This is a genomic window from Paenibacillus sp. FSL P4-0184 (assembly GCF_038004625.1).
Lineage (GTDB): Bacteria > Bacillota > Bacilli > Paenibacillales > Paenibacillaceae > Paenibacillus_AQ.
Map to the genome: position 1 here is coordinate 991,977 of NZ_JBBORN010000002.1, position 22,362 is coordinate 1,014,338.

The following is a 22,362-nucleotide window of genomic DNA, read 5'->3' on the forward strand; positions in this document are numbered from 1 at the left end:
GAATGTATTTAAAGTTCCTTATCAAGCACGAACTGAGCTTTCTTCTGCGAAAATCCAATACGTGTATAGAAACGTACCGTATCTTCTCTAGTTTGGTTGGTGCGCACTCTTAATTTGTTCACTCCAATTTGTGCTGCCCAGCGTTCACAGGTTTCAACAAGTTGTCTGCCGATCCCTTCTCCGCGATACTGCCCATCGACCACCAAACCACAAATTTCAACAAAGGGTGGAGATTCAATTAACATTCGCACATTGGCGTGAATCCATCCGATTAATTGGCTATCCGACTCTGCTACATAAATAGCATGATCTTTACGATTTCTGATATCTTGAAGTCTATCTGCTAGCTGTTCGATATTTAAAGGATATCCAAGCTCACTGGATAGTTTTGCAATTTCTTGCGTGTCGCTATATGAAGCTGTCCTAATATGTATGATCATCCGCCACCTTAAAATGTTGTTTCATGCTGCTTTTTTATTATAGTTCATCTCATTCAGAGGAACATCTCTATGTAAATTACTTCGTACTATTTCGATAAGTGGATGGGGATAGACCCATCGTCTTTTTGAAATATTTAGAGAAATGAGCCAATTCCATGCCGACTTGTTCCGCAATATCTGAAATGCTGTAATCTGTGTAAGAAAGCTGTCTTTTAGCGTGCTCCATACGTTTCAATTGAACATAGGCCATTGGAGTCACCCCCATGAATCTTTTGAAATAAGGTATAAAATAGTTCGGGTGCAGGTGGACAAGCTCTGCTAGTTCATCAATCTCTATGGGCTTATTTAGACAATAATCGATGTAATGGAGCACATGAGCCAGCTTACCATGGTCTCCGGTGTGTATGAATTGCGTCATAAAGTCTGTGTGACTACTGTCGCTCGATTCAAGACAAGTGGCAATGAGATTAAGTAAACAAGCCTGAGTGCGAAGGATAGATAAGACATCGTCCTTTTGAAATTGTTCGATCATCTCCACGAAAGTTGCCCTTATTGAATCTGGATTAGGCGAATCACAGATGTATAATTTTTTCTCCGCATGGAATAAGGGCCATTCTCCAATGTCAGCATCAAAGTGGCAGTAATAACGGATATATGGATCATCGATAGAAGTTTCGGTAGTTTGTGTGCTCCCCGCAGGCATGATCATTATCTGACCTGGCTTCGGATAGTAGGTAATCCCGTTTATAATTACTTTCCCCTCACCCCCATCAATAAAATACAGCCGATTAAAAGCGGGGGTTTCCAGCGTGCGGTTCCATCCGGGATATCTATTACTAAGTTGGGCATGGGTCACAGTAACCTTGAGATTCTGCAGGAGACGTCCTGATAAGTTCCCTGAATTGTTCATCATTTAACTCCTTTAAAGCTTTTATATCCTCATTATAACGGTTTCATTTAACTAAAACATCTTACTCAAATACAAATAGTTCTTAATTTCGATCATGTTCATGTCCTTAAATAAAGTATATCCTCTAACCATAACCATTAATAAGGAAGTGATCAGAGATGGGTACAGTTCGTTATGGGATTATTGGTATTGGAAATATGGGAACCGCACATGCGCAAAGTCTGCTGAGTGAGATTAAGGGGGCTGAGCTTACAGCCGTATGTGATATAAGAGAAGAACGTTTGAAATGGGCTGAAGAGCAGTTACCTGAGAATGTTAGGAAATATTCTACGCCGAAGGAATTATTCGAGTCACGTATCATGGATGCGGTATTAATCTGTACTCCGCATTATGATCATCCTACACTTGCAATCGAAGCTTTTCAGCATGGTTATCATGTACTAGTGGAGAAGCCTGCAGGTGTTTATACGAAAGCTGTTCAACAGATGAACGATGCTGCAGCACAGTCTGACCGCAAATTTGGAATCATGTACAATCAGCGTACAAATCCTTTGTATCAGAAGCTGAGAGATCTTATTCAGTCTGGTGAGTTAGGTGAGATCCGCCGGACGAATTGGATTATTACCGACTGGTATAGATCGCAGAACTACTATAATTCTGGTGGCTGGCGGGCGACATGGGCGGGTGAAGGTGGCGGGGTATTGCTTAATCAAGATCCTCATCAGCTAGATTTATGGCAATGGACGACAGGCATGATGCCGAAGCGGATAAGAGCATTTTGCCACCTTGGAAAATATCGCAACATTGAGGTTGAAGATGATGTAACCGCTTATGTGGAATACGAGAATGGCGCTACAGGTCTGTTTATTACTACAACTGGAGAGGCACCGGGAACTAATCGTTTTGAAATCAATGGCGATAATGGAAAAATCGTAGTGGAAGACGGGAAGCTAACCTTTTGGCGTTTACGTACACCGGAGCCGCAGTTCAACGCAGAGTTCACGGGAGGTTTCGGTAGTCCGGAATGTTGGAAATGTGAGATACCTGTACAAGATGGCGGAGGAGAGCAGCATAAAGGAATTCTACGGAACTTTACGAATGCCATTTTGCATGATGAGGCATTACTTGCTCCCGGGGAGGAAGGGATTAAGGGGCTAACCCTTTCAAATGCCATGTATTTATCGGCTTGGACGGACAATTGGGTGGAGCTTCCGATGGATTCGGATTTATTCTACGAAAAGCTGATGGAAAAAGTAAAAAACTCGACTTTCCAAAAGGAAACCTCAGAAACTAAAACATTGAATGTTAAAGGAACTCATTAAATAGAAGAAAGAGAGAGGTTAAATCCTATGAAACGTTCGACGATTGCGGCTCAAATGTACACGTTACGTGATTATACTCAAACTGCGGAGGATTTAAGATCAACTTTTCAAAAGGTATCGGCAATGGGTTATGAGAGCATTCAGATTTCATCCATTGGACCGATTGATCCGATGCTCGTTAAAGAATATGCGGATGAAGCAGGGCTGGTTATATGTGCGACCCATGTGTCCTGGGATCGATTAGTGAATGATCTGGATGCGCTAGCCGCAGAGCATAAGCTGTGGAATTGCAAATATATTGGACTTGGAAGTTTACCAGAAGAATTTCGTACGGGACTTGAAAGCTACCGGAACTTTGCGAAATTGATATCTGAAATTGCAATAACATTAAAAGAACAACACGGTCTGCAATTTGTTTATCATAATCATGATTTTGAATTTGAACGCTTTGAAGGTACTACTGGAATGGAAGTACTGCTCAATGAGACTGATCCATCAGTTGGTTTCATACTTGATTTATATTGGGTGCAGGCAGGTGGCGCGAGTCCGGAAGAATGGATACGTAAAGTTGAAGGCAGAATGCAGGTTGTGCATTTAAAGGATATGGCGATAGTTGATAGGAAACAGGTTTTTGCTGAAATAGGCGAAGGAAACATGAACTATGCGGAGATCATTACTACTTGTCGTGAGACGGGTGTTGAATGGTACGTAGTGGAGCAGGATGTTTGTAGACGTGATCCTTTTGAGAGCTTAGAGATGAGTCTGCGCTATCTCATTAGCTTATTATAGAATCGATAAGAAACCGTTAGGAGGATTCTGATGAATAGAATAGATGGGATGACCTATGCACCCACATATGAAGCTAAACCTGTAGTGAAGCCAGGTGAATTCATCATCGCAGCTATTGCACTCGATCACGGTCATATTTACGGGATGTGTAATGGGCTCGTTGAGGCTGGTGCAGAGCTGAAATGGGTATATGATCCGGATGAAGAGAAAGTTAGAGCATTCATAACCAAATATCCTGGAGTTAGGGCTGCTGAGTCTATGGATGAAATATTGGAAGATCCAGAGGTTCGCTTAGTTGCAGCGGCTGCTATTCCTTCAGAACGAGGTCCCTTAGGAAATAAGGTTATGGCTCACGGGAAGGATTATTTTACGGATAAAACCCCTTTTACAACACTTGAACAACTGAATGATGCTAGAGCTATGGTCGTAGCAACCAATCAGAAGTATATGGTTTACTATAGTGAGCGTCTTCATGTTGAAAGCGCAATCTATGCGGGACAGTTGATCCGTCAGGGGGCTATTGGTCGTGTTCTTCAAGTCATTGGATTAGGGCCGCATCGTTTAAATGCATCTAGCCGTCCAGAATGGTTTTTCGAGCGGGAGAAATATGGAGGAATTCTATGCGATATTGGCAGCCACCAAATTGAACAATTTTTGTATTATACAGATTGTCAGGATGCTTCAGTTGTTCACAGTAAGGTAGCAAATTATAATCATTCGTCTTACCCTGAATTGGAGGACTTCGGTGATGCGACGCTTGTTGGGGACAATGGGGCAACCCAATACTTCCGTGTAGATTGGTTTACACCTGATGGGCTCGGAACCTGGGGAGATGGACGTACAATGATCATGGGGACTGAAGGCTATATTGAATTGCGAAAATATACTGATGTCGGGCGTTCAAATACAACAGATCATGTGTACTGGGTGAACGGAGAAGGGGAGCATTATGAGCATGTGGCTGGAAAAGTTGGTTTTCCGTTCTTTGGTGAACTTATACTCGATTGTCTGAACCGGACTGAGCTGGCCATGACTCAAGCACATGTCTTCAAAGCTGCTGAACTATGTCTGATGGCTCAAGCTCAAGCGATGAATCTAACCCCTGATCAACTAAAATAGCGAATGGAACGATTATAGGAGGGTGGAATAGATGACTACACTTGGAGCAGCGATTATTGGCTGCGGGGCGATTTATCCTCTCCATGCTAAAGCAATATCAGCAATAAAAGATGTAAACCTACTTCTAGTTGTAGATATCGATGCTGATAAAGCTACACGAGCGGGAATAGAATATGCCTGCGATGCCACTGATGATTATAGAGAAATCTTAAATGATAATCGTATTGATGTTGTTCATCTCTGTACACCTCATCATCTTCATGCAGAAATGGCTGAAGAGCTATTACGTGCGGGGAAGCATGTGTTAACTGAAAAGCCAATCTCCGTTGACCTTCCTTCAGCCATGCGCATGCTGGAAGCAGCGCAAGAGAGCTCTGGCCAGCTTGGTGTGGTGTTCCAGAATCGTTATAATGATGCTTCCGTTTATATTAAGAAGACTATAGATTCCGGTGATTTTGGGAAGCTGCTTTGTATGAAAGGTGTCATAACCTGGCATCGAAACGAAAGTTACTACAAAAATAGCAATTGGAGAGGAAGGTGGTCCACGGAAGGCGGAGGTGTTCTAATAAATCAGACCATTCATACCTTGGATTTACTACAGTGGTATGGGGGTGAGATTAAATCCGTGAGAGGGAGTATTACCACGGATGTGCTTGATGGCGTCATTGAAGTAGAAGATACTGCCCATGCTTGTATCGACTTTGCCAATAATGTTCGCGGGCTGTTTTATGGCACGAATACCTATCTTGAGAACTCTCCGGTGGAGTTGGAGCTAGTTTTTGAAGAGGGGACGCTTAACCTCCGTCGAGAGCACTTATATCTTTGGAAAGATGGGAAGGAAACCTTGGTTTGTGAGCCTATTTTCAGTCCTGCGGAAGGCAAATCGTATTGGGGGACTGGGCATAAGAGACTAATTGAGGACTTCTATGACCATATTTTCAGTGGATCAAAGTTTTGGCTGGATGGTCCTGAGGGGATAAAGGCGCTGGAACTGGTGAAGCGTATTTATAGCTCATCGCAGAGGAACAAATAAGTCATAAATATAGCGAAGGCTGTTCCATATGTAGATTTATCTACGAATGAGGCAGCTTTTTCGTGTTTAGGGACTTCCCGCATTTGGTTAAACACTAAGAAGACGACGACTTGCAGAGGAAGATGGATTTGATTAATTCTCCTTAGTGGAATAATCTAAAGTAAGTATAGGTTATTAACAGCAAGATATCTGGAGGGTGCATACAATATGGAGAAAATACTACTGAACATTAGAACGAACACCAAGCTAATTTCCATTATGCAGACCATTGTTTTTATCTTTGTCATATTATACGTACTGATGTTTCTTTCTGGTGGATTATTCACCACCTTTTTTATTATGCTCATTGCTTGTTTTGTTAGTGTAATTGCTGCTTTACTCATGCTAATTCGTAAAAGCTTCTTATGGGCAATTGTTGATCTTGCTGCTGCGGGCAGTATGTTCATTTATTTTATTTATAATGCTTAACTGTTATTAATCCTTGCAAGAAGCGGGTTTATGGCTGTAGCTTAAGTTCCTTAACCTGGAGGACTTATTTCTCTCTTTTTTGCAAGCTTTTAAATAATTTATTTTTTTCATATAATAGTAGATATTAAATTTATAAATAATTGTAATACACTCGGATAAGGGTATAATTGAGACAGAAAAGGTGTGACGCCTAAGAAGGAGCGCCCACATCCTTTCTGCAAAATTCAGGGGATAAGGATGGTAATAATGGGCAAAAGTGCAACTGAAACAGACGTCATTTTAATTGGTGCTGGAATCATGAGTGCGACTTTAGGAACACTTTTAAAAGAATTAGTGCCGGATTGGAAGATTAAAGTGTTTGAAAAGCTCGAAAATGCAGGTGAGGAAAGCTCTAATGAATGGAATAATGCAGGAACTGGACATGCGGCGCTCTGCGAGCTTAACTACACTGTCGAAAAATCCGACGGAACTGTAGATATAAGTAAAGCCATCCAAATTAATGAACAGTTTCAACTTTCAATGCAATTTTGGTCTTATTTGGTAAATCGTAAGTTGATACATAATCCTCAGGATTTTATCATGCCCTTGCCCCATATGAGTTTAGTACTAGGGGAGAAGAATGTAGCTTTTTTGAAGAGAAGATTTGAAGCGCTGTCAAAAAATCCTTTGTTCCAAGGAATGGAATTTTCCGATGATTCTAGCAAATTAATGGAATGGATACCGCTTATTATACAAAATCGTCCATCGAATGAACCTATAGCAGCAACAAAAATCGACTCAGGCACAGATGTTAACTTTGGTGCTTTAACGCGTATGTTATTTGATCACTTAAAGAGAAAGAATGTAGATCTCCATTATAAACATAGTGTAGATGGAATCAAACGTACTAGCGATGGGTCGTGGGACTTGAGAGTGAAGAACGACAGCGGTGCTATTGAACACCATACTGCAAAATTTGTCTTTGTTGGTGGCGGGGGAGGAAGCTTGCATATCCTGCAAAAATCCGGTATTCCTGAAGGGAAACATATTGGCGGATTCCCGGTAAGTGGAATATTTATGGTGTGTAATAAACCAGAAGTTATAGCCCAGCATCATGCAAAAGTATACGGTAAAGCTAAAGTTGGAGCGCCTCCAATGTCTGTTCCGCATCTGGACACTAGATTTATTGACAACAAAAAATCGTTGTTATTTGGACCGTTTGCTGGCTTCTCACCAAAATTTTTAAAAACGGGTTCAATGTTTGATTTGATCACTTCCGTAAAACCGGATAATCTCCTAACGATGCTGTCGGCAGGTGCAAAGAACATGTCTTTGACCAAATACCTGATCGAGCAAGTGTTGTTATCGAAAGAAAAACGCATGGAGGAATTACGAGAGTTTATCCCGAATGCCAAAATAGAGGATTGGGATCTAGTTGTAGCAGGCCAACGCGTACAGGTAATCAAAGATACAGAGGATGGCAAAGGTATCCTTCAATTCGGTACAGAGGTAATTAGCGCCGCAGATGGTTCGATTGCAGCATTGCTTGGGGCTTCCCCAGGTGCTTCTACGGCTGTTCACGTGATGCTTGAAGTACTTAACAAATGTTTCCCTCAGCATATAAAAGAGTGGGAACCGAAAATTAAAGAAATGATTCCTTCTTATGGTCTGTCACTACTGGAAAATCCAGAGCTTTTGCATGAAGTGCACACATTAACGGCAACTACATTGGGTCTAGGTGGAAAAGAGCGAGTGCATAGTTAAGCAATGATCAATCGCTCGAAAGTATGATAATTGACAGAGATTTTCTTCAAGAAAGCCTATGGATTTCATTCATAGGTTTTTTGTATAGGGAAATTGAACAGAAAAGTGGGGTATATATGAAACGAGGAATCACTTTTAAGATTCCAAATGATTACGGGAAAATACTTGGAGATCTGTTAAAGCCATTTAATACCGAAACATTCAATTGGTATATAGGTGGCGAGGAATCTTATTTTATCCAAAACGATACGTTAGGAGAGGTCATGTTCCATGAAGAAATTTATGGAATGGACGGCAACGTCCTGAAAGAACTGTTGGAGAATAACGAATACTATATCATCTTTGCGAACTTCAAGGCTTTTCTACGAGAGAAGGACGTAATAGATGTACAGACCTATGAGGAGTTTTTAAATAGTGATTGCCAGCTTGTACTTTTAGTCGTCGACAGTGAATATGCTACAGTTTATTGTAAAGATCAGGGGATGCTTGAAGCACTGTGTCATAACGCAATTTCAAATGGATATGATGATGTGCAATACATTACGAATGAAAATGACTTCAGAACAAGATTATCAGTATGGTAGAAGGAAACCGTAAGGTTGATTTGACGAACAAATCATTCATTTGTTACAATGACCCCATCAATTAGGAAAAGGATGAGGACGATGGTTCGTCGTTTGAAACGGTTTAAGAATGTCGCTACTGTATCAAGCTTCTAAGTATAAATGCTATAAATTACTTAGAAGCGAGGAAAAGAAAATGAAAAAACATCAATTTAACCACTGGTCTGAAATTAAGTATTTAAAGGATATTGTCACCAACCCAATGATTGAAGTAGGGGATTACTCGTACTACTCTGGTTATTACGATAGTCATCATTTTGAAGATGGGTGCGTCAGATATCTTTGGGGAGACGAACCGTCAAGAAGGCTATTTAACCCGATCGAAGATTTTGGGTGGCATTTAGATAAATTGATTATAGGAAATTATGTTTGTATTGCAAGTGGTGTAATTATTTTAATGGGTGGAAATCACAATCATCATCCTGAATGGATTACCGTGTATCCTTTTGTGGACCAGATTGAAACCTCTTACGAACCTAAAGGTGATACGATCATAGAAAGTGATGCTTGGATTGGGATGAATGCAATGATTATGCCAGGTGTGAAAATAGGTGAAGGTGCTATTGTTGCTGCAGGCTCGGTTGTTGTAAAAGACGTTCCACCATATACAATAGTAGGTGGTAATCCTGCTAAAGAGATTAGAAAACGATTTACAGATCGTGAAATCGAAAAGTTAAAGGAAATGCGTTGGTTTGATTGGAAACGTGAGAAAATTGAACAAGCTACTCCTATCTTTTCAAGTTCATCGATTGATCAATTATATGAGTTTTATCTAAGAGAGATAAAATCATAACACAATCACAACAGGCTGCCGCAATTATTCGGCAGCCTGTTCTTTTATCAGATAAGGTAGTTTTACAATATTTATTATTTACCAGATTACTCCTAATTAGTATGATAATATGAATGGACTCATCTAATTATTTGGGAGGAAAGTGTGCTAGATATATGAAATATATTGAATTTGGTCTAGGTAATACATGGTTTATTAGAACCGAAACGGAGTTAGAGGATGGAAGTGAATTTGAAGAAAAAGGAATTGTGAAACCGGTAAGGTTCCATTCTCTATATATCAGGATTTGGATTGGTAAAACTATAGTAATCCTAGACTTAAAGCAAGGTTTTGAAAAAAGTAAGAAAAGTTATAACGCGTTTAAGATTATTTTTGGTATAACAAGTCTCTAGAATGGAGGAGCAAGATGCCCCCTTTTTTAATACACAAATATAGTCCGTTAAGAGATAAGGAGCAAATCGAACGATTGTTAGTTCACAATTATGATCTATTGAAGATTTTTTGTCAGGATGAAGGGATCAACAAAGATAATATTTTGGTTGCCCTTATTAAGGATACACTCATAGGCTTTCTTTCATTTAATGGGTTCGGAAGAAAACCACAAGCGACCCTATTTGTCAGTAATGAGTATGACATAATGGATGTTGGATCGAAGTTAATAGAAGAATATGAAAAAGTGCTTATACATAATGAATTAGTTGAGCATACAGTATTCAATGTTCTTTCTAGCGATGTTAAATTAATCACCGTCTTGGAAAGAAATGATTATCGCATATACTATACCTCATATATTATGGAACGAATGGGCGACCCTTTTCCTTCAGAGAATATTGTGGTTAGAAATTATGAGGAGAATGATTACTTTGAATGGGACAGAGTTTGCGAATTAGCATTCTATCATATGCGTCAACGTATAGGTATGTATCCTTCGTTTTTTTATACACCTGTGGAATGGGAACGGGAACAGTTTAAGAAAAATAAAGACAATATGTTTGTAATGACAGTTGATGATACTATAGTAGCTATAGGAAAAATAGCAGGAAATAAAATAAGTATTGTTGCTATTTCGATAGAACATCAATCACGAGGTTATGGTAGAGCTTTTGTTAAATTTCTTGTTAATGAGATTATTCGCAAGGGCGAGGATAAGGTCACCCTTGAAGTAGTCAAAGGCAACTTTGCAAAATCGTTATATGAAAGTCTTGGATTTGAAGAGACAGAAATCTATCATAATTATATCAAGTATTTTAGACCAGACACTAGGCTTAGTGCCCCGCCCGATAATTATTAATAGGTTCAAATATATAACGACAAGATGGAGGAAACTATGGATAAAATATTAAATGAAATAGCCAATTTGATTAGTGCTGAAGCGAAAAGAGTCACCATTGGGATTTCGGGTCATGGTGCATCTGGAAAGACAACGTTTGCCCATAATCTTTTAAAGCTTCTGGGTCAAGAGGACGTAAATTATATTAATACTGATCCCTATATTATCGGCTCTCATCTTAGAAAGTACACTTTAATCGAGTATGAGTATAACAATGAAACTCATCATAATAAAATGACAGCTTGTCATCCTGCTGCTCATAATGTATCCGCTTTAGAGAGAGATATTCGAATGATGCGAGAGGGTTTAGATTTTTATACAATAGACACAAATTATTTAAAGAGTACTTTAATAGCTTCACACAATAGAGTGAATATTGTAGAAGGCATGAGCGTTGCTTTTTCAGACCCGAATTTGTTTGATCTGAAAGTTTACTTATATACGGATGGAGAAACTGAATTGATGAGAAGGAGTCTACGAGATGTCTCTGAAAGAGGAACAGATATTAATGATTTAAGAAAATCTCATGAAGAGCGTAGAATTCAATATGAGTTATTTATGCATCCTTATCATCGAAACTTTGATATCGTTTTAAAAAATTCCAATGAAGGTTATATACTCGAAGGAGGGAATTATGAATCTTGCAAATAGAATAACAATCGCCAGAATATTATTAATCCCTATCTTTATAGTGCTTTTCACAAAATACCCTGATTGGCCAGAGGGGATTTATTATGCAGCTATTGTTTTTTTACTCGCTTCAGCAACAGATAAACTAGATGGATATATTGCTAGGAAGTATAATCAGGTTACGAACCTTGGGAAGTTACTTGATCCATTAGCGGATAAGTTACTCATATCTGCAGCGTTGATCCTACTAGTAAGTCAGCAGATGTTATACGCATGGGTTGCTTTAGTTATTGTAGCAAGGGAAGTTATCATTACAGGAATTAGACTTGTCGCTGCTTCTCAGAAAATAGTTCTGCAAGCTGATCAATACGGTAAAATTAAAATGGTATCTCAAGTAGTAGCAATTACCGCAGTTATGTTTGCAAACCACCCATTCACCTTTTTTACGAATATACCTTTCGATCAAATCCTTATCTATATTGCATTAATCATAACTGTCTATTCTGGCTTTAACTACATAAAAAATAACTATCGTTCTTTAAAATTAGAGAGATGAGAATAAAAGTCCGCCATCACCCGCATGTTTAGTTATAATTGTTTATTACCCTCGATATCTTTTCTGAGATGCTATACTTTTTAAGCAAAAGCTGCCACACGGCAGCTTTTTTTGCGGTTTATGGAATTATCAATACTTAAACTAGTGGATACAACTCAACTTTACGTTCCCATTGCAGATTGTACAATAGAAATCACTATTCTCGCTCATTAACTACCATCTACTGTACTTTGTGCAATCAAACTACGGGAAATGTGCTATAATGGGCAATTTTCATTGGATCGATTGTACAAAATACAACAGAAGTATCATTCAGCTCGATTTAAATAAGTTCTGTTGCACAAAATACAATGGCTAAGAACGATAATCTTAGAAGCCTGTGTTCAAAATTGAACTATTGACACAAAAGTGTATTACACGTATAGTACATAAATAAGATGTATGAACCACTTAGTACACACACTTAGTATATGGAGTTGGTTGTATGACAGAAGAACAAAAATCAGGTGTCAGCTTTAATATTCGAGAACCGGTATATATTCAAGTTGTCCGTTACTTTAAAGAACAGATTGCTACAGGGCAAATCGGAGCAGGAGACAAGATTCCTTCACGGCGTGAACTGGCATCAGTAATGAAGATTAATGCGAACACGGCACAGAAGGCATATAAGGAAATGGAGGAACAGGGTTTGATCGTAACAGAAGGAAATTCCCCAAGTCGAATTACACAGGATCAGCAAATACTAAGCTCGATTCGTGCTGAATTAATCGAAAGTGCAGTGGATATATTCATCGGTTCCATTCGGAATATTCAAATTCCAGTTGAAGAACTTGTAGACATCATAAAGACAAAATATACATCAGAGCGATCTCCAGAGGGTGGTGACACAAGATGATCCAAGTGAATCAGATGGTGAAGAATTACGGATTCAAGAAGGTACTAAATGGCGTTAGCTTCACTGCTGCCAAGGGAGAGATCACCTGCCTGATCGGAATCAATGGTGCCGGAAAGTCAACGGTGCTGAAGTCCATCATGGGACTGACACCGTACAAAGGTGAAGTCTTAATCGATAATGCATCACTAATACCTGCGATGTATGAGAAAATGACTTTTATTCCAGATTCGTTAACGATGCCCTCCAATATGCGAATTGCTGATTGCTTCAGCTTTATGGCTGACTTTTATCGGAATTGGAACTCTGAACGTGCAGAGGAATTGCTTAAGTTCTTCCAACTGAGCTCTAAAGATCGCGTGTCTTCATTGTCGAAGGGGATGGCTGCAAAGTTAAATTTGTTGCTTGGACTTGCCTTGGATTGTGATTACATCCTAATGGACGAACCGTTCTCGGGAATTGATATGTTCAGCCGCGAGCAAATTACTGATGTGTTCACTAGTGAATTGATCGAGGATCGTGGTGTGATTGTTACAACTCATGAAATTAACGATATTGAGCATTTAATTGATAAAGTGGTCTTGCTACAGCATGGGAAGGTAGAACGTGAATTCTACTGTGAAGAAGTTCGCGAGCAGGAAGGTAAGTCCATTACGGACGTAATGAGAGAGGTGTACATGAAATGAGAGCTTTTGTGAAGCTATTGAATTTTGAAATGAACCGATTTGCCAAAATATATTTTGGACTCATGGTGCTGACAGTCGCCTTGCAACTTGTAGCGGTCACCCTCGGTGCTAATCATTGGTTGGATTCTGCGAATGAGGCAATGAGAGTGAATCAATGGACCCTTGAGCAATATCACAATGTGACTGGATATATTCAGCTAAACAGTATGATGTATGCTCGCTATAATGCACTTCTATATTTCGGACCCATATTTTTGAGCATCACAGTGTTGCTAATATATAGCTGCTTCATCTGGTACCGTGACTGGAGAGGTAAAAATACGGTAGTATATCGCCTGCTCACGTTGCCATCCAATCGGGCGAATTTGTATTTTGCCAAGCTGGTTACGATCTTGTTATTCGCATTTGGATTTGTCGCCCTGCAAATTATCCTTGTTCCACTGGAACGTTTGATAGCACATTCGATTCTTCCTGCTGAAATATATCGGAACATCTCGGTATTTGATTTTTTGAAGTATCCTACTGTGCTTAAAGTTCTGGTTCCGCCCTACTTTTCTGAGTTTGTACTATACTATGGACTGGGTATTATTGGCTTGATCGTCTTGTTCACAGTGATTCTAATCGAGCGGAGCTACAGACTGAAAGGGATTGGCTTTATCGTACTATATTTAGCGGTTCTGGCTGGACTAGCCTCAATACCATTTCTTATGGGTTATAGCAGTTACGATAGCTACTTCTATCCAGGTGAAATCATAGGCGCTTGTCTCGGATTAATAGTGATCATTGTTGGAGGTTCGCTTTGGTACAGCTTGTATCTATTGCGTAAGAAAATATCGGTATAATTGAAGGGGTATGGAGGTTAAGGAATGAGAAAATATATGGTTACCGCCGTTCTTGTAGTGTTCGCGGTTGTTACAATCGGGACGTATTATGTACAAGCTTCACAAGAGACACCACCTAATTATAAGCTGACGACGGTTCAAGGGGATGCTTCCCTCGTTGAAGGTATAGCTGTATACGGAAACTACATGATTAAGGATAGTACTTTTGGCATCAAACGAGCTTATATCACGACAAATGGTACAGATTATCCAGATGAAAAGTCGGCGATTAGCCAAAGCTTAAATCGAAGACCAATGAAAACGCAATTGGATCAGTGGATTGAAGAGCATCGTCAGTTCATGCGTGGTAAGACAAAGACATCTGGTTTCTATGAGAATGAGGAAATGCTTGCTTATGTTAATGCGACAGTAGATACGAAGCGATCAAATGATTCATCAGCGAAGAGAAATGCAAAGCTTAGTATTTCTGTACTCAACAAGCAGAAGAACAATACGCTTGAAATCACATCCGATATCAATGTAGATCATGATATTTCAGATATGTATGTACAAAATGTACAGCTTATTGATCAGCAGCTTGTTGCTATGGTGTTTATGAATCACAGTGCCTCAGGTTATGTATCTGAACCTCAGATCATCCGTGTTAATCTAACCACAAAAGAGATTAAGATTGAGCCGCTCGCGTTGCCAGGCGTTAAATCTGTAGCAGCAGATGGGGATACTCAATACGCATGGCTAGCCAATCAAAATCTGGAGCACACGGATCAATGGATTTTAAGGATTAGCAGAAATAATCATAGAAAAGCATATCAAGTGGATGTCAAGACAGGGCAAATCTCGCCGCTCACGTTCCAAGGGCATGAAATGTTATTGAATAATATCATGAATGCCTATGGAGAGAAAATTTATTTCCTGCAAAAAGCTGTATCGAGTAAGGAAAATATAGGATTCACTGTTATTTCTTACGATATCATGAGTAAAGAATATGAGACTACACTGAAGAATACAAATATAGATTTAAGTGAAAACATTACCTATGCTTTTAAACAAGACCATCTCTATATTATGGGTTATAAGAATTTCAAAGGTAATCGTCTATATGTATTCAATTTGACAAGCGGTAACCTTGAGTACGAAGGAAAAGTAATATCAACAGAGGCCGCAAATCAGGCAGAAGATGAAGCTAACATGGATTTGAATTTTATCGATCTCGGTCAGTTCTAGCATTATTTTTAGAATAGAAAATTAGATATAAAGAGATATAAAGAGATATAAAAAGGTGACAAAGGCCGGGCTAATGACTTTTAATAGTCAATTAGCTCGGCCTTTTAGTCGTGAAATATAAAACAGTCAATAAACACTATTTTTCGATTAAAATATATTGTAAAACGATAAACTATATGTTAGATTCAATTTTGAAAATAACTTTGTGAGGTGTGTTTTATGAAACTTGGATCAACGCTTTTTTTAAGGCTAGCTGTTGTTCTTATTGGGCTTCCAGTTCTTGCCTTGTGTATAATTTTTGTGCCTGCGATTTCGAATTATGCAGCAGAATTATACCCTGATCAAACCTATATTAAATATCTCTTGTACATTGATTTGTATGCATCGGCGATACCTTTTTACTTTGCATTATATCAAGCGATCAAATTGTTAGGGTATATTGACAACAACAACGCTTTCTCAGAATTATCTGTAAAGGTATTAAAAAATATCAGGAACTGTGCAATTGCAATCAGTGGAATTTATGTAGTGGGATTGCCCCTTTTCTATCTCGTCGCGGAGAGAGATGATGCCCCAGGGTTCATTGTCATTGGGGTGGTTGTGATTTTTGCTTCCATGGTGATTGCAGTGTTTGCTGCGGTGCTCCAAAAGCTTTTGAAGGAAGCTATTGATATAAAATCAGAAAATGACTTAACGGTCTGAGGAGAAAACAATGGCGATTATTATTAATATTGACGTGATGCTGGCTAAAAGAAAAATGAGCGTGACCGAGCTTTCGGAGCGGGTTGGAATAACAATGGCTAACCTGTCTATATTGAAAAATGGAAAGGCGAAAGCGGTTCGATTATCAACATTAGAGGCGATCTGCAAAGCTTTAGATTGTCAGCCTGGCGATATTTTAGAATACAAAAGTGACGAGGAGACTTAAGAAATAAATGAATAGTAGAGGCAGGGCTCTTTTCTCAATCTTTATGAGAAGGGGGCCTTTTTGATGTGGAATAATTGGAGGTGGAAAATAAAGGGCGATATATTAATGATAAAAAATAATTGTAATACAATCAAAATATATTGAATAACGATAAATTATGTGATAAATTGAATCCAGATTATTAACTTTGTGAGGTGCAGTTTATGAAACGAGAAACACTCTTTTTAAAGATAGTTGTAATTCTTATTGGACTTCCGGTTCTTGCTTTGTGTATTTTTTGGTTACCTACGATACCTAACAAGGCAGCTGGAGATTATCCGGTGTATTTGGTTTATCCCGTTCTTATAGGGGTGTATGTAACGGTGATAGCCTATTTCGTAGCTTTATATCAGGCGTTAAGACTTCTAAGCTATATTGACAAGAACAAAGCGTTCTCAGAACTATCCATTAAGGCTTTAAAAAATATAATTTACTGTGCAATCATCATCAGTATCTTATATGCGGCGGGTATGCCACTTATTTACGAAATGGCACAGGAAGCCGATGCACCAGGTCTAATCGTACTTGGACTTGTCATGACTTGTGCTCCAATTGTGATTGCGGTCTTTGCTGCTGTTCTTCAAAAGCTCTTGAAAAATGCCATAGAAATAAAATCAGAAAATGACTTAACAGTCTGAGGTGAAAATAATGGCGATTATAGTGAATATTGACGTGATGTTAGCTAAAAGAAAAATGAGCGTTACAGAGCTTACAGAAAGGGTTGGAATAACAATGGCCAATCTTTCTATATTGAAAAATGGAAAAGCAAAAGCGATTCGACTATCAACATTTAATGCGATTTGTAAAGCTTTAGAATGTCAGCCTGGAGATATTTTAGAATACCTAATGGACGAAGATGCTTAAATCGTAATGAGTAATCGACTCCGCAGATTGAAAAGAACAGCATTGCCTGGAAAGGAGAGAGCATCATTGAAATCAACAACGCAGCTTCTGCATTTTGGCTATCATCAAGCGATGAGTTGCATATTTCCTATTGCGATCTTTGGGACTTTAGCTCTCTCTAACGTAATAGATCTGCCTTACATTTACCGATATGATGCCATTCTTATTATATTGCTTACCGTTCAATATCTTATGTACCGTACTGGATTAGAGACGCTTGATGAAATTAAAGTCATCTGTGTATTTCACATTATTGGTTTACTGCTGGAAATTTATAAGATAAGAATGGGGTCATGGTCATACCCTGAACCCGGGCTAACCAAGGTGTTTGGAGTGCCACTGTATAGCGGGTTTATGTACGCGAGCGTCGCGAGCTATATGTGTCAAATTTGGCGTAGACTGAAAATGGATATGACGGGCTGGCCGGGACTTGCTGCTGGATCGCTCGGAGCAGCTATCTATCTGAACTTTTTCACGCATCACTTCATTCCTGATTTTCGATGGTGGCTAAAGGGGCTTGTACTCATTGTTTTTTGGAAAACTTGGATCATTTATCGGGTACGAAACACTACTTATCGGATGCCCTTGACACTGGCTTTTTTCTTAGTTGGTTTTTTTATCTGGTTAGCTGAGAATATCGCTACATTCTTTAATGCTTGGAAATATCCTGATCAGAATCAGGTATGGCATGTGGTTAGTGTCAGTAAGATCAGTTCATGGTTCCTTCTGGTCATTATTAGTGTCATTATAGTTGCTCAGCTTAAACATGTTAAAGCTAACCGTAACGCGAAAGAGTAGAGTATTGTCTTCAAAGGAAATAGTAGTACATGGAGTAAGAACAAATTAGTGATGAGGGGGAGATGAGATGGAATATACAGATTTAAAAGAATTGCAGGATGTGTTTTTCTTTGGTCTAATAGAGCCAGAGGTAAATCAACTAAGGTTATCTTTTTGTAATAGCAAAGCTAGTGATATAGCTCAGCCTCTTATGGATGGTGAGAAAAGCTCTCCCATAATACAAGTTGATTTTCACTCCTATATTGCATATTCGATTAGAAATGAATTCTTTACTTCTGGGGATGATTACGAGGAATTTGACGGAAAAACATTTAGGATTTATAAGAAATCAAGGTATCTTGATTTTATTTCTAATGGAATATTTGCATCAAAGGATTTTCCAAAACCATATAAGCACTATGGGATCTGTTGTATTGACCACGTCGTTGATATTATTTCAACATCGGAACCAGTTGTAAGGGAAATTATATAGATCTGAATTTCTTTCCAGAGTATAGAAGAAAGCAGCTGATTGCACATGCTTGTCTTTTTTAACGATTAGAGTTATTATGGATTTTCAAAGTCGTTAATGGAGGTGCTGAATGAAATATTCCCAAGCGACAGACTATGCGCTTCATGCAATGCTTTATCTGGTGACGGCGGCGTCCGATAAGCCTGTAGGCGTTCAATTACTTGCTGAGAAGCTGGGTGTTTCGCAAACCTATCTGTCCAAAATGATGACCAAGCTAGTCAAGGCTGGATTGATTCAATCTGCACCCGGTGCAAACGGTGGGTATCGTCTCAGACGGAAGTCCGAAGAGATCTCTTTTCTGGATATTATCCATGCGATCGAAGGGACTGCATCTTTGTTCGAATGTAGCCTGGATCACGGTAGCGAGTGCCTGATTCAACAGGTTGTGATTGACGCTGAAAGACAGATGGAGCAGTACTTGGAGAACAAGAAAATTGCAGATTTGGCGAAAACAATGAAGACGGAGTAAAGATCCGTTCTTTTTTTGAATTGATTAAAGATAATATAAGTCCGTAATGACTTTAATATAAAGGAGAATGAAATATGACGGAATTCTGGGAATCAAGCTTTATAGAAAAACAAACGATGTGGGGATTTGAACCTACAGACTCTGCGATCGCCACTAAGGACTTTTTCCTTGAGAGGAATGTTAAAGACATATTGGTACCAGGGATTGGATATGGCAGAAATGCAAAGGTTTTTATTGAGAGTGGGATAAATGTAACGGGTATTGAGATTTCTCAAACAGCAATTGATTTGGCGAGGCAAAATGGAATTGATATTAGCATTTTTCATGGTTCAGTGAATGACATGCCTTATGATAATAACCTCTATGAAGGAATATTTTGCCATGGTCTTATTCATTTGTTGAATAAAAGTGAAAGAGAAAAGTTCATTAAGGATTGCTACAACCAGTTAAAGCCCGGTGGTTATATGATTTTTACAGCGGTTTCAAAAAAAGCCCCAATGTTCGGAAAGGGCGAACAATTAGACAAAGATTATTTTGAGACGAAGGATGGCGTAAAAATATTTTTTTATGATACTGAATCCATTACACAAGAGTTTGAAACCTATGGACTAGTTGAGTTTTCTGAAATTGACGAGCCGCACAAGGACATGATCAATAAACCGTCGATAAACTTTTTAATGGTAAAATGTAAGAAAGAACTATAGAAAAATTTCGACATATCGAAGATAATATATTTCAAAAGAAGGCAGGTGTTATGTTGATGAGCAATATTATTGATTATTACTCCAGCTTTGACGAGTGGGGCAGGCTGGATAGAGAACCCTTAGAGTTCATTATTAATCTCCATTATATCAAGAAATATATGCCATCAGCTGGGAAGGTGCTAGATAATGGCGCAGGACCCGGTAAATACGCGATGGAACTGGCTAAGCTCGGATATACAGTAACCCTTTCAGATATCACACCTAAATTAGTTGAAGTAGCAACGGAAAAGGCAGCTGAACTAGAATTAACTGAGCAATTTGACGGGTTTCATAACTTAAATGCTATTGATTTAGAAGGAATACCTAATGAGAATTATGATGTTTCATTGATGCTCGGTCCTTTGTATCATTTGCAGAAGGAAGAGGAACGAATTTTAGCAGTAAAAGAGTTGCATCGCGTGACCAAGCAAGATGGCATAGTATTCGTGGCTTTTCAAAGTCGGATGAGAATGACCATTAATTCGTTACAATCCCCGCAGCAATGGAAACCGAACGATAATATGAACACCATCAATGAATTCTATGAGAGCGGAATCTTTAATCATAGTGACAAGGGCCGATTTACAGGTGCTTATTATTTTAACATTGATGAGATTCAGCCTTTCATGGAAAGGAATGGATTTGAGTCGATAGATTTAATTGGTTCATCAAGTATTGCTGCCATGTTATCTGCAGAGCAGCAACAGTATTGGACTCACCAAGAGGGGGAAGAGAGCTTGATTAACTTTCTCATATCCAAAGCAAATGATCCCTCAATCTTGGGCATCTCATCACATTTGTTATACATCGGTAAAAGAAAATAAAAAAGAGCGTCAGTTTCTTAACTGGCGCTCTTAATTTTATAAATGACAGACTACTTTACAAATGTAGTGTGTAACGATTCGCTTTGCTCAATCTCTGAATCACTTTGATTTCTTCCGCAGACAATGAGTCTGCCTTAGTAGCCGTTACATTATTCTTCAACTGCTCCATGCTACTCGCTCCAGGAATGATAACCGCTACAGATGGATTAGCTAGAGGATAATGAAGTGCAGTTTGTGCTAAGGGGCGAGAGTGGCTCGTTTCCTGGATAAGCTGATCATGCAACTTCAGAAGCTCCTCACTGCTGTAATCTAAGTACTTCTTCTCTGCCTTACTGCGGCCGTTCTCCGAAAGGATGCCACCCGCCAAAGGACCCCGGGCAATAAGACTGATCCCATGCTCGGCCAGCAGAGGGAGGATTTCCTCCTCAGGACGTCGATCTAAAATGCTGTATTGGCTCATTACACTGACAATATTTGATTTTTTTACATATTCTCTAATGACATTAGGTCGAATAGAAGAGATCCCATAATATCGGATTAGCCCCTCTTGCTTAAGTTCTTCAAAGGCTTCAATAGTTTCATCCATCGGATCATCGATCGTTCCGCCATGCAGCTGATACAGATCGATATAATCCGTTTGGAGGCGTCTTAGGCTGTCTTTGACTGCGGATTTAATATAGGATTTTGATGGATCCCAGCTCCAGCCTTCTTGACCTGGAATTCTGCGGTTACCCACTTTTGAACTCAATATCACCTCACCGCGGCGGTGGCGAATCGCCTTACCAATGATCTCTTCATTACGACCCTCATCATACAGATCGGCTGTATCTAAAAAGTTAATGCCTTGATCGAGCGCTTCATGGACGATGGAAATGGCCTTTGCCTCATCCGTACCTAAGGACATGCATCCGAGTCCTACTTCACTTACATATAAATCGGACTGACCCAAACGATTTTTATTCATAGGTTGTTCCTTTCTAATTCCGTTGTTTGTTATATTATAACGCCTTAAAGCATCGAATTCGAATGTAAATGAATGATTTCCTTTGACATTATAACCTAGAAGCATTATCGTCATAGCATATGTTATTACTAGATGATGATGGATAGGGAGAGACTTGAACATATGGAACAAGCTATGTTTGCAGGTGGTTGCTTTTGGTGCATGGTTACACCGTTCGAGGAGTTACCAGGTATCCAAGGGATTGTATCGGGATATGCTGGAGGATTAACCGAGAACCCAACTTACGAAGAAGTCAAAACAGGAACAACAGGACATTACGAGGTGGTACAAATTACGTTTGATCCATCGCTTTTTTCATACGAGAAGCTGCTTGAATTATATTGGCCTCAGATTGATCCCACGGATGATGGTGGACAATTTCAGGATAGAGGAACACAATACCGGACAGCCATCTTTTACTATAACGAAGAACAACGTTTAGCAGCCCTTGCCTCGAAGGAGCAGGTTGCTGTGAGTGGCAGATTCTCAGGACCCGTTGTGACGGAAATCCTTCCAGCGCCAACCTTTTATCGAGCGGAAGAATATCATCAGGACTATCATCACAAGAATCCCAAGCATTATAAAGAGGATCGTGAGCAATCCGGACGGGATACCTTTATCGCTAAACACTGGTAATTGCAGAAACGGAATTTCTAAAGTAAAAGAGCATCCTAAGTCGTTCATGGCTTACAGGTGCTCTTTTTGCATCATATACAAATTTTATATATTTTAAATTCTACATAC

29 protein-coding genes are annotated in these 22,362 nt (G+C 39.2%); 26 read left to right on the forward strand and 3 right to left on the reverse strand.

What is annotated here, in order from left to right; genetic code table 11:
* Positions 1-8: 8 nt before the first annotated feature.
* Positions 9-440, reverse strand: a complete 432-nt coding sequence (locus MKY52_RS26350) for a GNAT family N-acetyltransferase (protein ID WP_341054568.1) — start codon at positions 438-440, stop codon at positions 9-11.
* A gap of 76 nt (positions 441-516) precedes the next feature.
* On the reverse strand, positions 517-1,353 hold the full coding sequence (locus MKY52_RS26355) for a helix-turn-helix transcriptional regulator (RefSeq protein ID WP_341054571.1): 837 nt from the start codon (positions 1,351-1,353) through the stop codon (positions 517-519).
* Between the two features lie 155 nt (positions 1,354-1,508).
* Between MKY52_RS26355 and MKY52_RS26360 the strand changes: the two genes are divergently transcribed.
* The 25 genes from MKY52_RS26360 (at position 1,509) to MKY52_RS26480 (ending at position 20,615) form a co-directional block, all read left to right on the forward strand.
* On the forward strand, positions 1,509-2,672 hold the full coding sequence (locus MKY52_RS26360; RefSeq protein WP_341054573.1) for a Gfo/Idh/MocA family protein: 1,164 nt from the start codon (positions 1,509-1,511) through the stop codon (positions 2,670-2,672).
* Between the two features lie 27 nt (positions 2,673-2,699).
* Entirely contained in the window at positions 2,700-3,461 is a 762-nt protein-coding gene (locus MKY52_RS26365) for a sugar phosphate isomerase/epimerase family protein (protein ID WP_341054575.1), read from the forward strand.
* A gap of 30 nt (positions 3,462-3,491) precedes the next feature.
* The gene (locus MKY52_RS26370) at positions 3,492-4,580 is read left to right on the forward strand and encodes a Gfo/Idh/MocA family protein (protein WP_341054577.1); all 1,089 of its coding nucleotides are present in this window, start codon (positions 3,492-3,494) and stop codon (positions 4,578-4,580) included.
* Between the two features lie 31 nt (positions 4,581-4,611).
* Complete coding sequence (locus MKY52_RS26375) at positions 4,612-5,613, forward strand: Gfo/Idh/MocA family protein (protein ID WP_341054579.1); 1,002 nt, start codon at positions 4,612-4,614, stop codon at positions 5,611-5,613.
* 207 nt (positions 5,614-5,820) lie between these two features.
* Positions 5,821-6,081, forward strand: a complete 261-nt coding sequence (locus MKY52_RS26380; RefSeq protein WP_341054581.1) for a hypothetical protein — start codon at positions 5,821-5,823, stop codon at positions 6,079-6,081.
* A 246-nt stretch (positions 6,082-6,327) separates the two neighbouring features.
* A complete protein-coding gene (locus MKY52_RS26385) occupies positions 6,328-7,824 on the forward strand; it encodes a malate:quinone oxidoreductase (protein ID WP_341054583.1) in 1,497 nt (498 codons plus the stop codon).
* A 116-nt stretch (positions 7,825-7,940) separates the two neighbouring features.
* Positions 7,941-8,408, forward strand: coding sequence for a DUF2691 family protein (locus tag MKY52_RS26390; protein ID WP_341054585.1), 468 nt, complete (start codon positions 7,941-7,943; stop codon positions 8,406-8,408).
* A gap of 175 nt (positions 8,409-8,583) precedes the next feature.
* Positions 8,584-9,240: a CatB-related O-acetyltransferase gene (locus MKY52_RS26395; RefSeq protein ID WP_341054587.1), complete on the forward strand. Its 657-nt coding sequence runs from the start codon at positions 8,584-8,586 to the stop codon at positions 9,238-9,240.
* 155 nt (positions 9,241-9,395) lie between these two features.
* The gene (locus tag MKY52_RS26400; protein ID WP_341054588.1) at positions 9,396-9,632 is read left to right on the forward strand and encodes a DUF3977 family protein; all 237 of its coding nucleotides are present in this window, start codon (positions 9,396-9,398) and stop codon (positions 9,630-9,632) included.
* A gap of 14 nt (positions 9,633-9,646) precedes the next feature.
* Positions 9,647-10,531 (forward strand): GNAT family N-acetyltransferase, encoded by an 885-nt coding sequence (locus MKY52_RS26405; RefSeq protein WP_341054590.1) that lies wholly within the window; start codon positions 9,647-9,649, stop codon positions 10,529-10,531.
* A 36-nt stretch (positions 10,532-10,567) separates the two neighbouring features.
* The gene (locus MKY52_RS26410) at positions 10,568-11,221 is read left to right on the forward strand and encodes a uridine kinase family protein (RefSeq protein WP_341054592.1); all 654 of its coding nucleotides are present in this window, start codon (positions 10,568-10,570) and stop codon (positions 11,219-11,221) included.
* Positions 11,205-11,756 carry a CDP-diacylglycerol--glycerol-3-phosphate 3-phosphatidyltransferase gene (pgsA, locus tag MKY52_RS26415; RefSeq protein WP_341054595.1) on the forward strand — a complete coding sequence of 184 codons (552 nt, stop codon included), beginning with the start codon at positions 11,205-11,207 and terminating at the stop codon, positions 11,754-11,756. The genes MKY52_RS26410 and pgsA overlap by 17 nt, the downstream gene beginning before the upstream one ends.
* Positions 11,757-12,240: 484 nt before the next feature.
* Positions 12,241-12,651, forward strand: coding sequence for a GntR family transcriptional regulator (locus tag MKY52_RS26420; RefSeq protein ID WP_042187923.1), 411 nt, complete (start codon positions 12,241-12,243; stop codon positions 12,649-12,651).
* The gene (locus tag MKY52_RS26425) at positions 12,648-13,334 is read left to right on the forward strand and encodes an ABC transporter ATP-binding protein (protein WP_341054597.1); all 687 of its coding nucleotides are present in this window, start codon (positions 12,648-12,650) and stop codon (positions 13,332-13,334) included. Before MKY52_RS26420 ends, MKY52_RS26425 begins: the two co-directional genes overlap by 4 nt.
* A complete protein-coding gene (locus MKY52_RS26430; protein ID WP_341054599.1) occupies positions 13,331-14,176 on the forward strand; it encodes a hypothetical protein in 846 nt (281 codons plus the stop codon). Before MKY52_RS26425 ends, MKY52_RS26430 begins: the two co-directional genes overlap by 4 nt.
* A 24-nt stretch (positions 14,177-14,200) precedes the next feature.
* A complete protein-coding gene (locus tag MKY52_RS26435; protein WP_341054600.1) occupies positions 14,201-15,400 on the forward strand; it encodes a hypothetical protein in 1,200 nt (399 codons plus the stop codon).
* 219 nt (positions 15,401-15,619) lie between these two features.
* On the forward strand, positions 15,620-16,102 hold the full coding sequence (locus MKY52_RS26440; RefSeq protein ID WP_341054601.1) for a DUF2975 domain-containing protein: 483 nt from the start codon (positions 15,620-15,622) through the stop codon (positions 16,100-16,102).
* 10 nt (positions 16,103-16,112) lie between these two features.
* Complete coding sequence (locus MKY52_RS26445) at positions 16,113-16,328, forward strand: helix-turn-helix domain-containing protein (RefSeq protein ID WP_042127458.1); 216 nt, start codon at positions 16,113-16,115, stop codon at positions 16,326-16,328.
* Positions 16,329-16,531: 203 nt separating this feature from the next.
* Entirely contained in the window at positions 16,532-17,005 is a 474-nt protein-coding gene (locus MKY52_RS26450) for a DUF2975 domain-containing protein (protein ID WP_339271072.1), read from the forward strand.
* Between the two features lie 10 nt (positions 17,006-17,015).
* The gene (locus MKY52_RS26455) at positions 17,016-17,231 is read left to right on the forward strand and encodes a helix-turn-helix domain-containing protein (RefSeq protein ID WP_341054603.1); all 216 of its coding nucleotides are present in this window, start codon (positions 17,016-17,018) and stop codon (positions 17,229-17,231) included.
* 66 nt (positions 17,232-17,297) lie between these two features.
* Positions 17,298-18,068, forward strand: a complete 771-nt coding sequence (locus tag MKY52_RS26460; RefSeq protein ID WP_341054605.1) for a DUF817 domain-containing protein — start codon at positions 17,298-17,300, stop codon at positions 18,066-18,068.
* A gap of 67 nt (positions 18,069-18,135) precedes the next feature.
* Positions 18,136-18,540, forward strand: a complete 405-nt coding sequence (locus MKY52_RS26465; RefSeq protein ID WP_341054606.1) for a hypothetical protein — start codon at positions 18,136-18,138, stop codon at positions 18,538-18,540.
* 109 nt (positions 18,541-18,649) lie between these two features.
* Positions 18,650-19,048 carry an RrF2 family transcriptional regulator gene (locus tag MKY52_RS26470; RefSeq protein ID WP_042127470.1) on the forward strand — a complete coding sequence of 133 codons (399 nt, stop codon included), beginning with the start codon at positions 18,650-18,652 and terminating at the stop codon, positions 19,046-19,048.
* A 74-nt stretch (positions 19,049-19,122) separates the two neighbouring features.
* Positions 19,123-19,752 carry a class I SAM-dependent methyltransferase gene (locus MKY52_RS26475; RefSeq protein WP_341054608.1) on the forward strand — a complete coding sequence of 210 codons (630 nt, stop codon included), beginning with the start codon at positions 19,123-19,125 and terminating at the stop codon, positions 19,750-19,752.
* Between the two features lie 56 nt (positions 19,753-19,808).
* Positions 19,809-20,615 (forward strand): class I SAM-dependent methyltransferase, encoded by an 807-nt coding sequence (locus tag MKY52_RS26480; RefSeq protein WP_341055641.1) that lies wholly within the window; start codon positions 19,809-19,811, stop codon positions 20,613-20,615.
* 55 nt (positions 20,616-20,670) lie between these two features.
* Here the strand turns inward: MKY52_RS26480 and MKY52_RS26485 are convergent, their stop codons facing one another.
* Positions 20,671-21,579: an aldo/keto reductase gene (locus MKY52_RS26485; RefSeq protein ID WP_341054610.1), complete on the reverse strand. Its 909-nt coding sequence runs from the start codon at positions 21,577-21,579 to the stop codon at positions 20,671-20,673.
* Positions 21,580-21,741: 162 nt separating this feature from the next.
* Between MKY52_RS26485 and msrA the strand changes: the two genes are divergently transcribed.
* Positions 21,742-22,254, forward strand: coding sequence for a peptide-methionine (S)-S-oxide reductase MsrA (gene msrA / locus MKY52_RS26490; RefSeq protein WP_149644416.1), 513 nt, complete (start codon positions 21,742-21,744; stop codon positions 22,252-22,254).
* Positions 22,255-22,362 lie beyond the last annotated feature (108 nt).

What these genes read in the sequence shown, in the direction of transcription:
- MKY52_RS26350 (WP_341054568.1), bottom strand. Translation starts at nt 440, where the DNA reads ATGATCATACATATTAGGACAGCTTCATATAGCGACACGCAAGAAATT.
- MKY52_RS26355 (WP_341054571.1), bottom strand. Translation starts at nt 1,353, where the DNA reads ATGATGAACAATTCAGGGAACTTATCAGGACGTCTCCTGCAGAATCTC.
- MKY52_RS26360 (WP_341054573.1), top strand. Translation starts at nt 1,509, where the DNA reads ATGGGTACAGTTCGTTATGGGATTATTGGTATTGGAAATATGGGAACC.
- MKY52_RS26365 (WP_341054575.1), top strand. Translation starts at nt 2,700, where the DNA reads ATGAAACGTTCGACGATTGCGGCTCAAATGTACACGTTACGTGATTAT.
- MKY52_RS26370 (WP_341054577.1), top strand. Translation starts at nt 3,492, where the DNA reads ATGAATAGAATAGATGGGATGACCTATGCACCCACATATGAAGCTAAA.
- MKY52_RS26375 (WP_341054579.1), top strand. Translation starts at nt 4,612, where the DNA reads ATGACTACACTTGGAGCAGCGATTATTGGCTGCGGGGCGATTTATCCT.
- MKY52_RS26380 (WP_341054581.1), top strand. Translation starts at nt 5,821, where the DNA reads ATGGAGAAAATACTACTGAACATTAGAACGAACACCAAGCTAATTTCC.
- MKY52_RS26385 (WP_341054583.1), top strand. Translation starts at nt 6,328, where the DNA reads ATGGGCAAAAGTGCAACTGAAACAGACGTCATTTTAATTGGTGCTGGA.
- MKY52_RS26390 (WP_341054585.1), top strand. Translation starts at nt 7,941, where the DNA reads ATGAAACGAGGAATCACTTTTAAGATTCCAAATGATTACGGGAAAATA.
- MKY52_RS26395 (WP_341054587.1), top strand. Translation starts at nt 8,584, where the DNA reads ATGAAAAAACATCAATTTAACCACTGGTCTGAAATTAAGTATTTAAAG.
- MKY52_RS26400 (WP_341054588.1), top strand. Translation starts at nt 9,396, where the DNA reads ATGAAATATATTGAATTTGGTCTAGGTAATACATGGTTTATTAGAACC.
- MKY52_RS26405 (WP_341054590.1), top strand. Translation starts at nt 9,647, where the DNA reads ATGCCCCCTTTTTTAATACACAAATATAGTCCGTTAAGAGATAAGGAG.
- MKY52_RS26410 (WP_341054592.1), top strand. Translation starts at nt 10,568, where the DNA reads ATGGATAAAATATTAAATGAAATAGCCAATTTGATTAGTGCTGAAGCG.
- pgsA (WP_341054595.1), top strand. Translation starts at nt 11,205, where the DNA reads ATGAATCTTGCAAATAGAATAACAATCGCCAGAATATTATTAATCCCT.
- MKY52_RS26420 (WP_042187923.1), top strand. Translation starts at nt 12,241, where the DNA reads ATGACAGAAGAACAAAAATCAGGTGTCAGCTTTAATATTCGAGAACCG.
- MKY52_RS26425 (WP_341054597.1), top strand. Translation starts at nt 12,648, where the DNA reads ATGATCCAAGTGAATCAGATGGTGAAGAATTACGGATTCAAGAAGGTA.
- MKY52_RS26430 (WP_341054599.1), top strand. Translation starts at nt 13,331, where the DNA reads ATGAGAGCTTTTGTGAAGCTATTGAATTTTGAAATGAACCGATTTGCC.
- MKY52_RS26435 (WP_341054600.1), top strand. Translation starts at nt 14,201, where the DNA reads ATGAGAAAATATATGGTTACCGCCGTTCTTGTAGTGTTCGCGGTTGTT.
- MKY52_RS26440 (WP_341054601.1), top strand. Translation starts at nt 15,620, where the DNA reads ATGAAACTTGGATCAACGCTTTTTTTAAGGCTAGCTGTTGTTCTTATT.
- MKY52_RS26445 (WP_042127458.1), top strand. Translation starts at nt 16,113, where the DNA reads ATGGCGATTATTATTAATATTGACGTGATGCTGGCTAAAAGAAAAATG.
- MKY52_RS26450 (WP_339271072.1), top strand. Translation starts at nt 16,532, where the DNA reads ATGAAACGAGAAACACTCTTTTTAAAGATAGTTGTAATTCTTATTGGA.
- MKY52_RS26455 (WP_341054603.1), top strand. Translation starts at nt 17,016, where the DNA reads ATGGCGATTATAGTGAATATTGACGTGATGTTAGCTAAAAGAAAAATG.
- MKY52_RS26465 (WP_341054606.1), top strand. Translation starts at nt 18,136, where the DNA reads ATGGAATATACAGATTTAAAAGAATTGCAGGATGTGTTTTTCTTTGGT.
- MKY52_RS26470 (WP_042127470.1), top strand. Translation starts at nt 18,650, where the DNA reads ATGAAATATTCCCAAGCGACAGACTATGCGCTTCATGCAATGCTTTAT.
- MKY52_RS26475 (WP_341054608.1), top strand. Translation starts at nt 19,123, where the DNA reads ATGACGGAATTCTGGGAATCAAGCTTTATAGAAAAACAAACGATGTGG.
- MKY52_RS26480 (WP_341055641.1), top strand. Translation starts at nt 19,809, where the DNA reads ATGAGCAATATTATTGATTATTACTCCAGCTTTGACGAGTGGGGCAGG.
- MKY52_RS26485 (WP_341054610.1), bottom strand. Translation starts at nt 21,579, where the DNA reads ATGAATAAAAATCGTTTGGGTCAGTCCGATTTATATGTAAGTGAAGTA.
- msrA (WP_149644416.1), top strand. Translation starts at nt 21,742, where the DNA reads ATGGAACAAGCTATGTTTGCAGGTGGTTGCTTTTGGTGCATGGTTACA.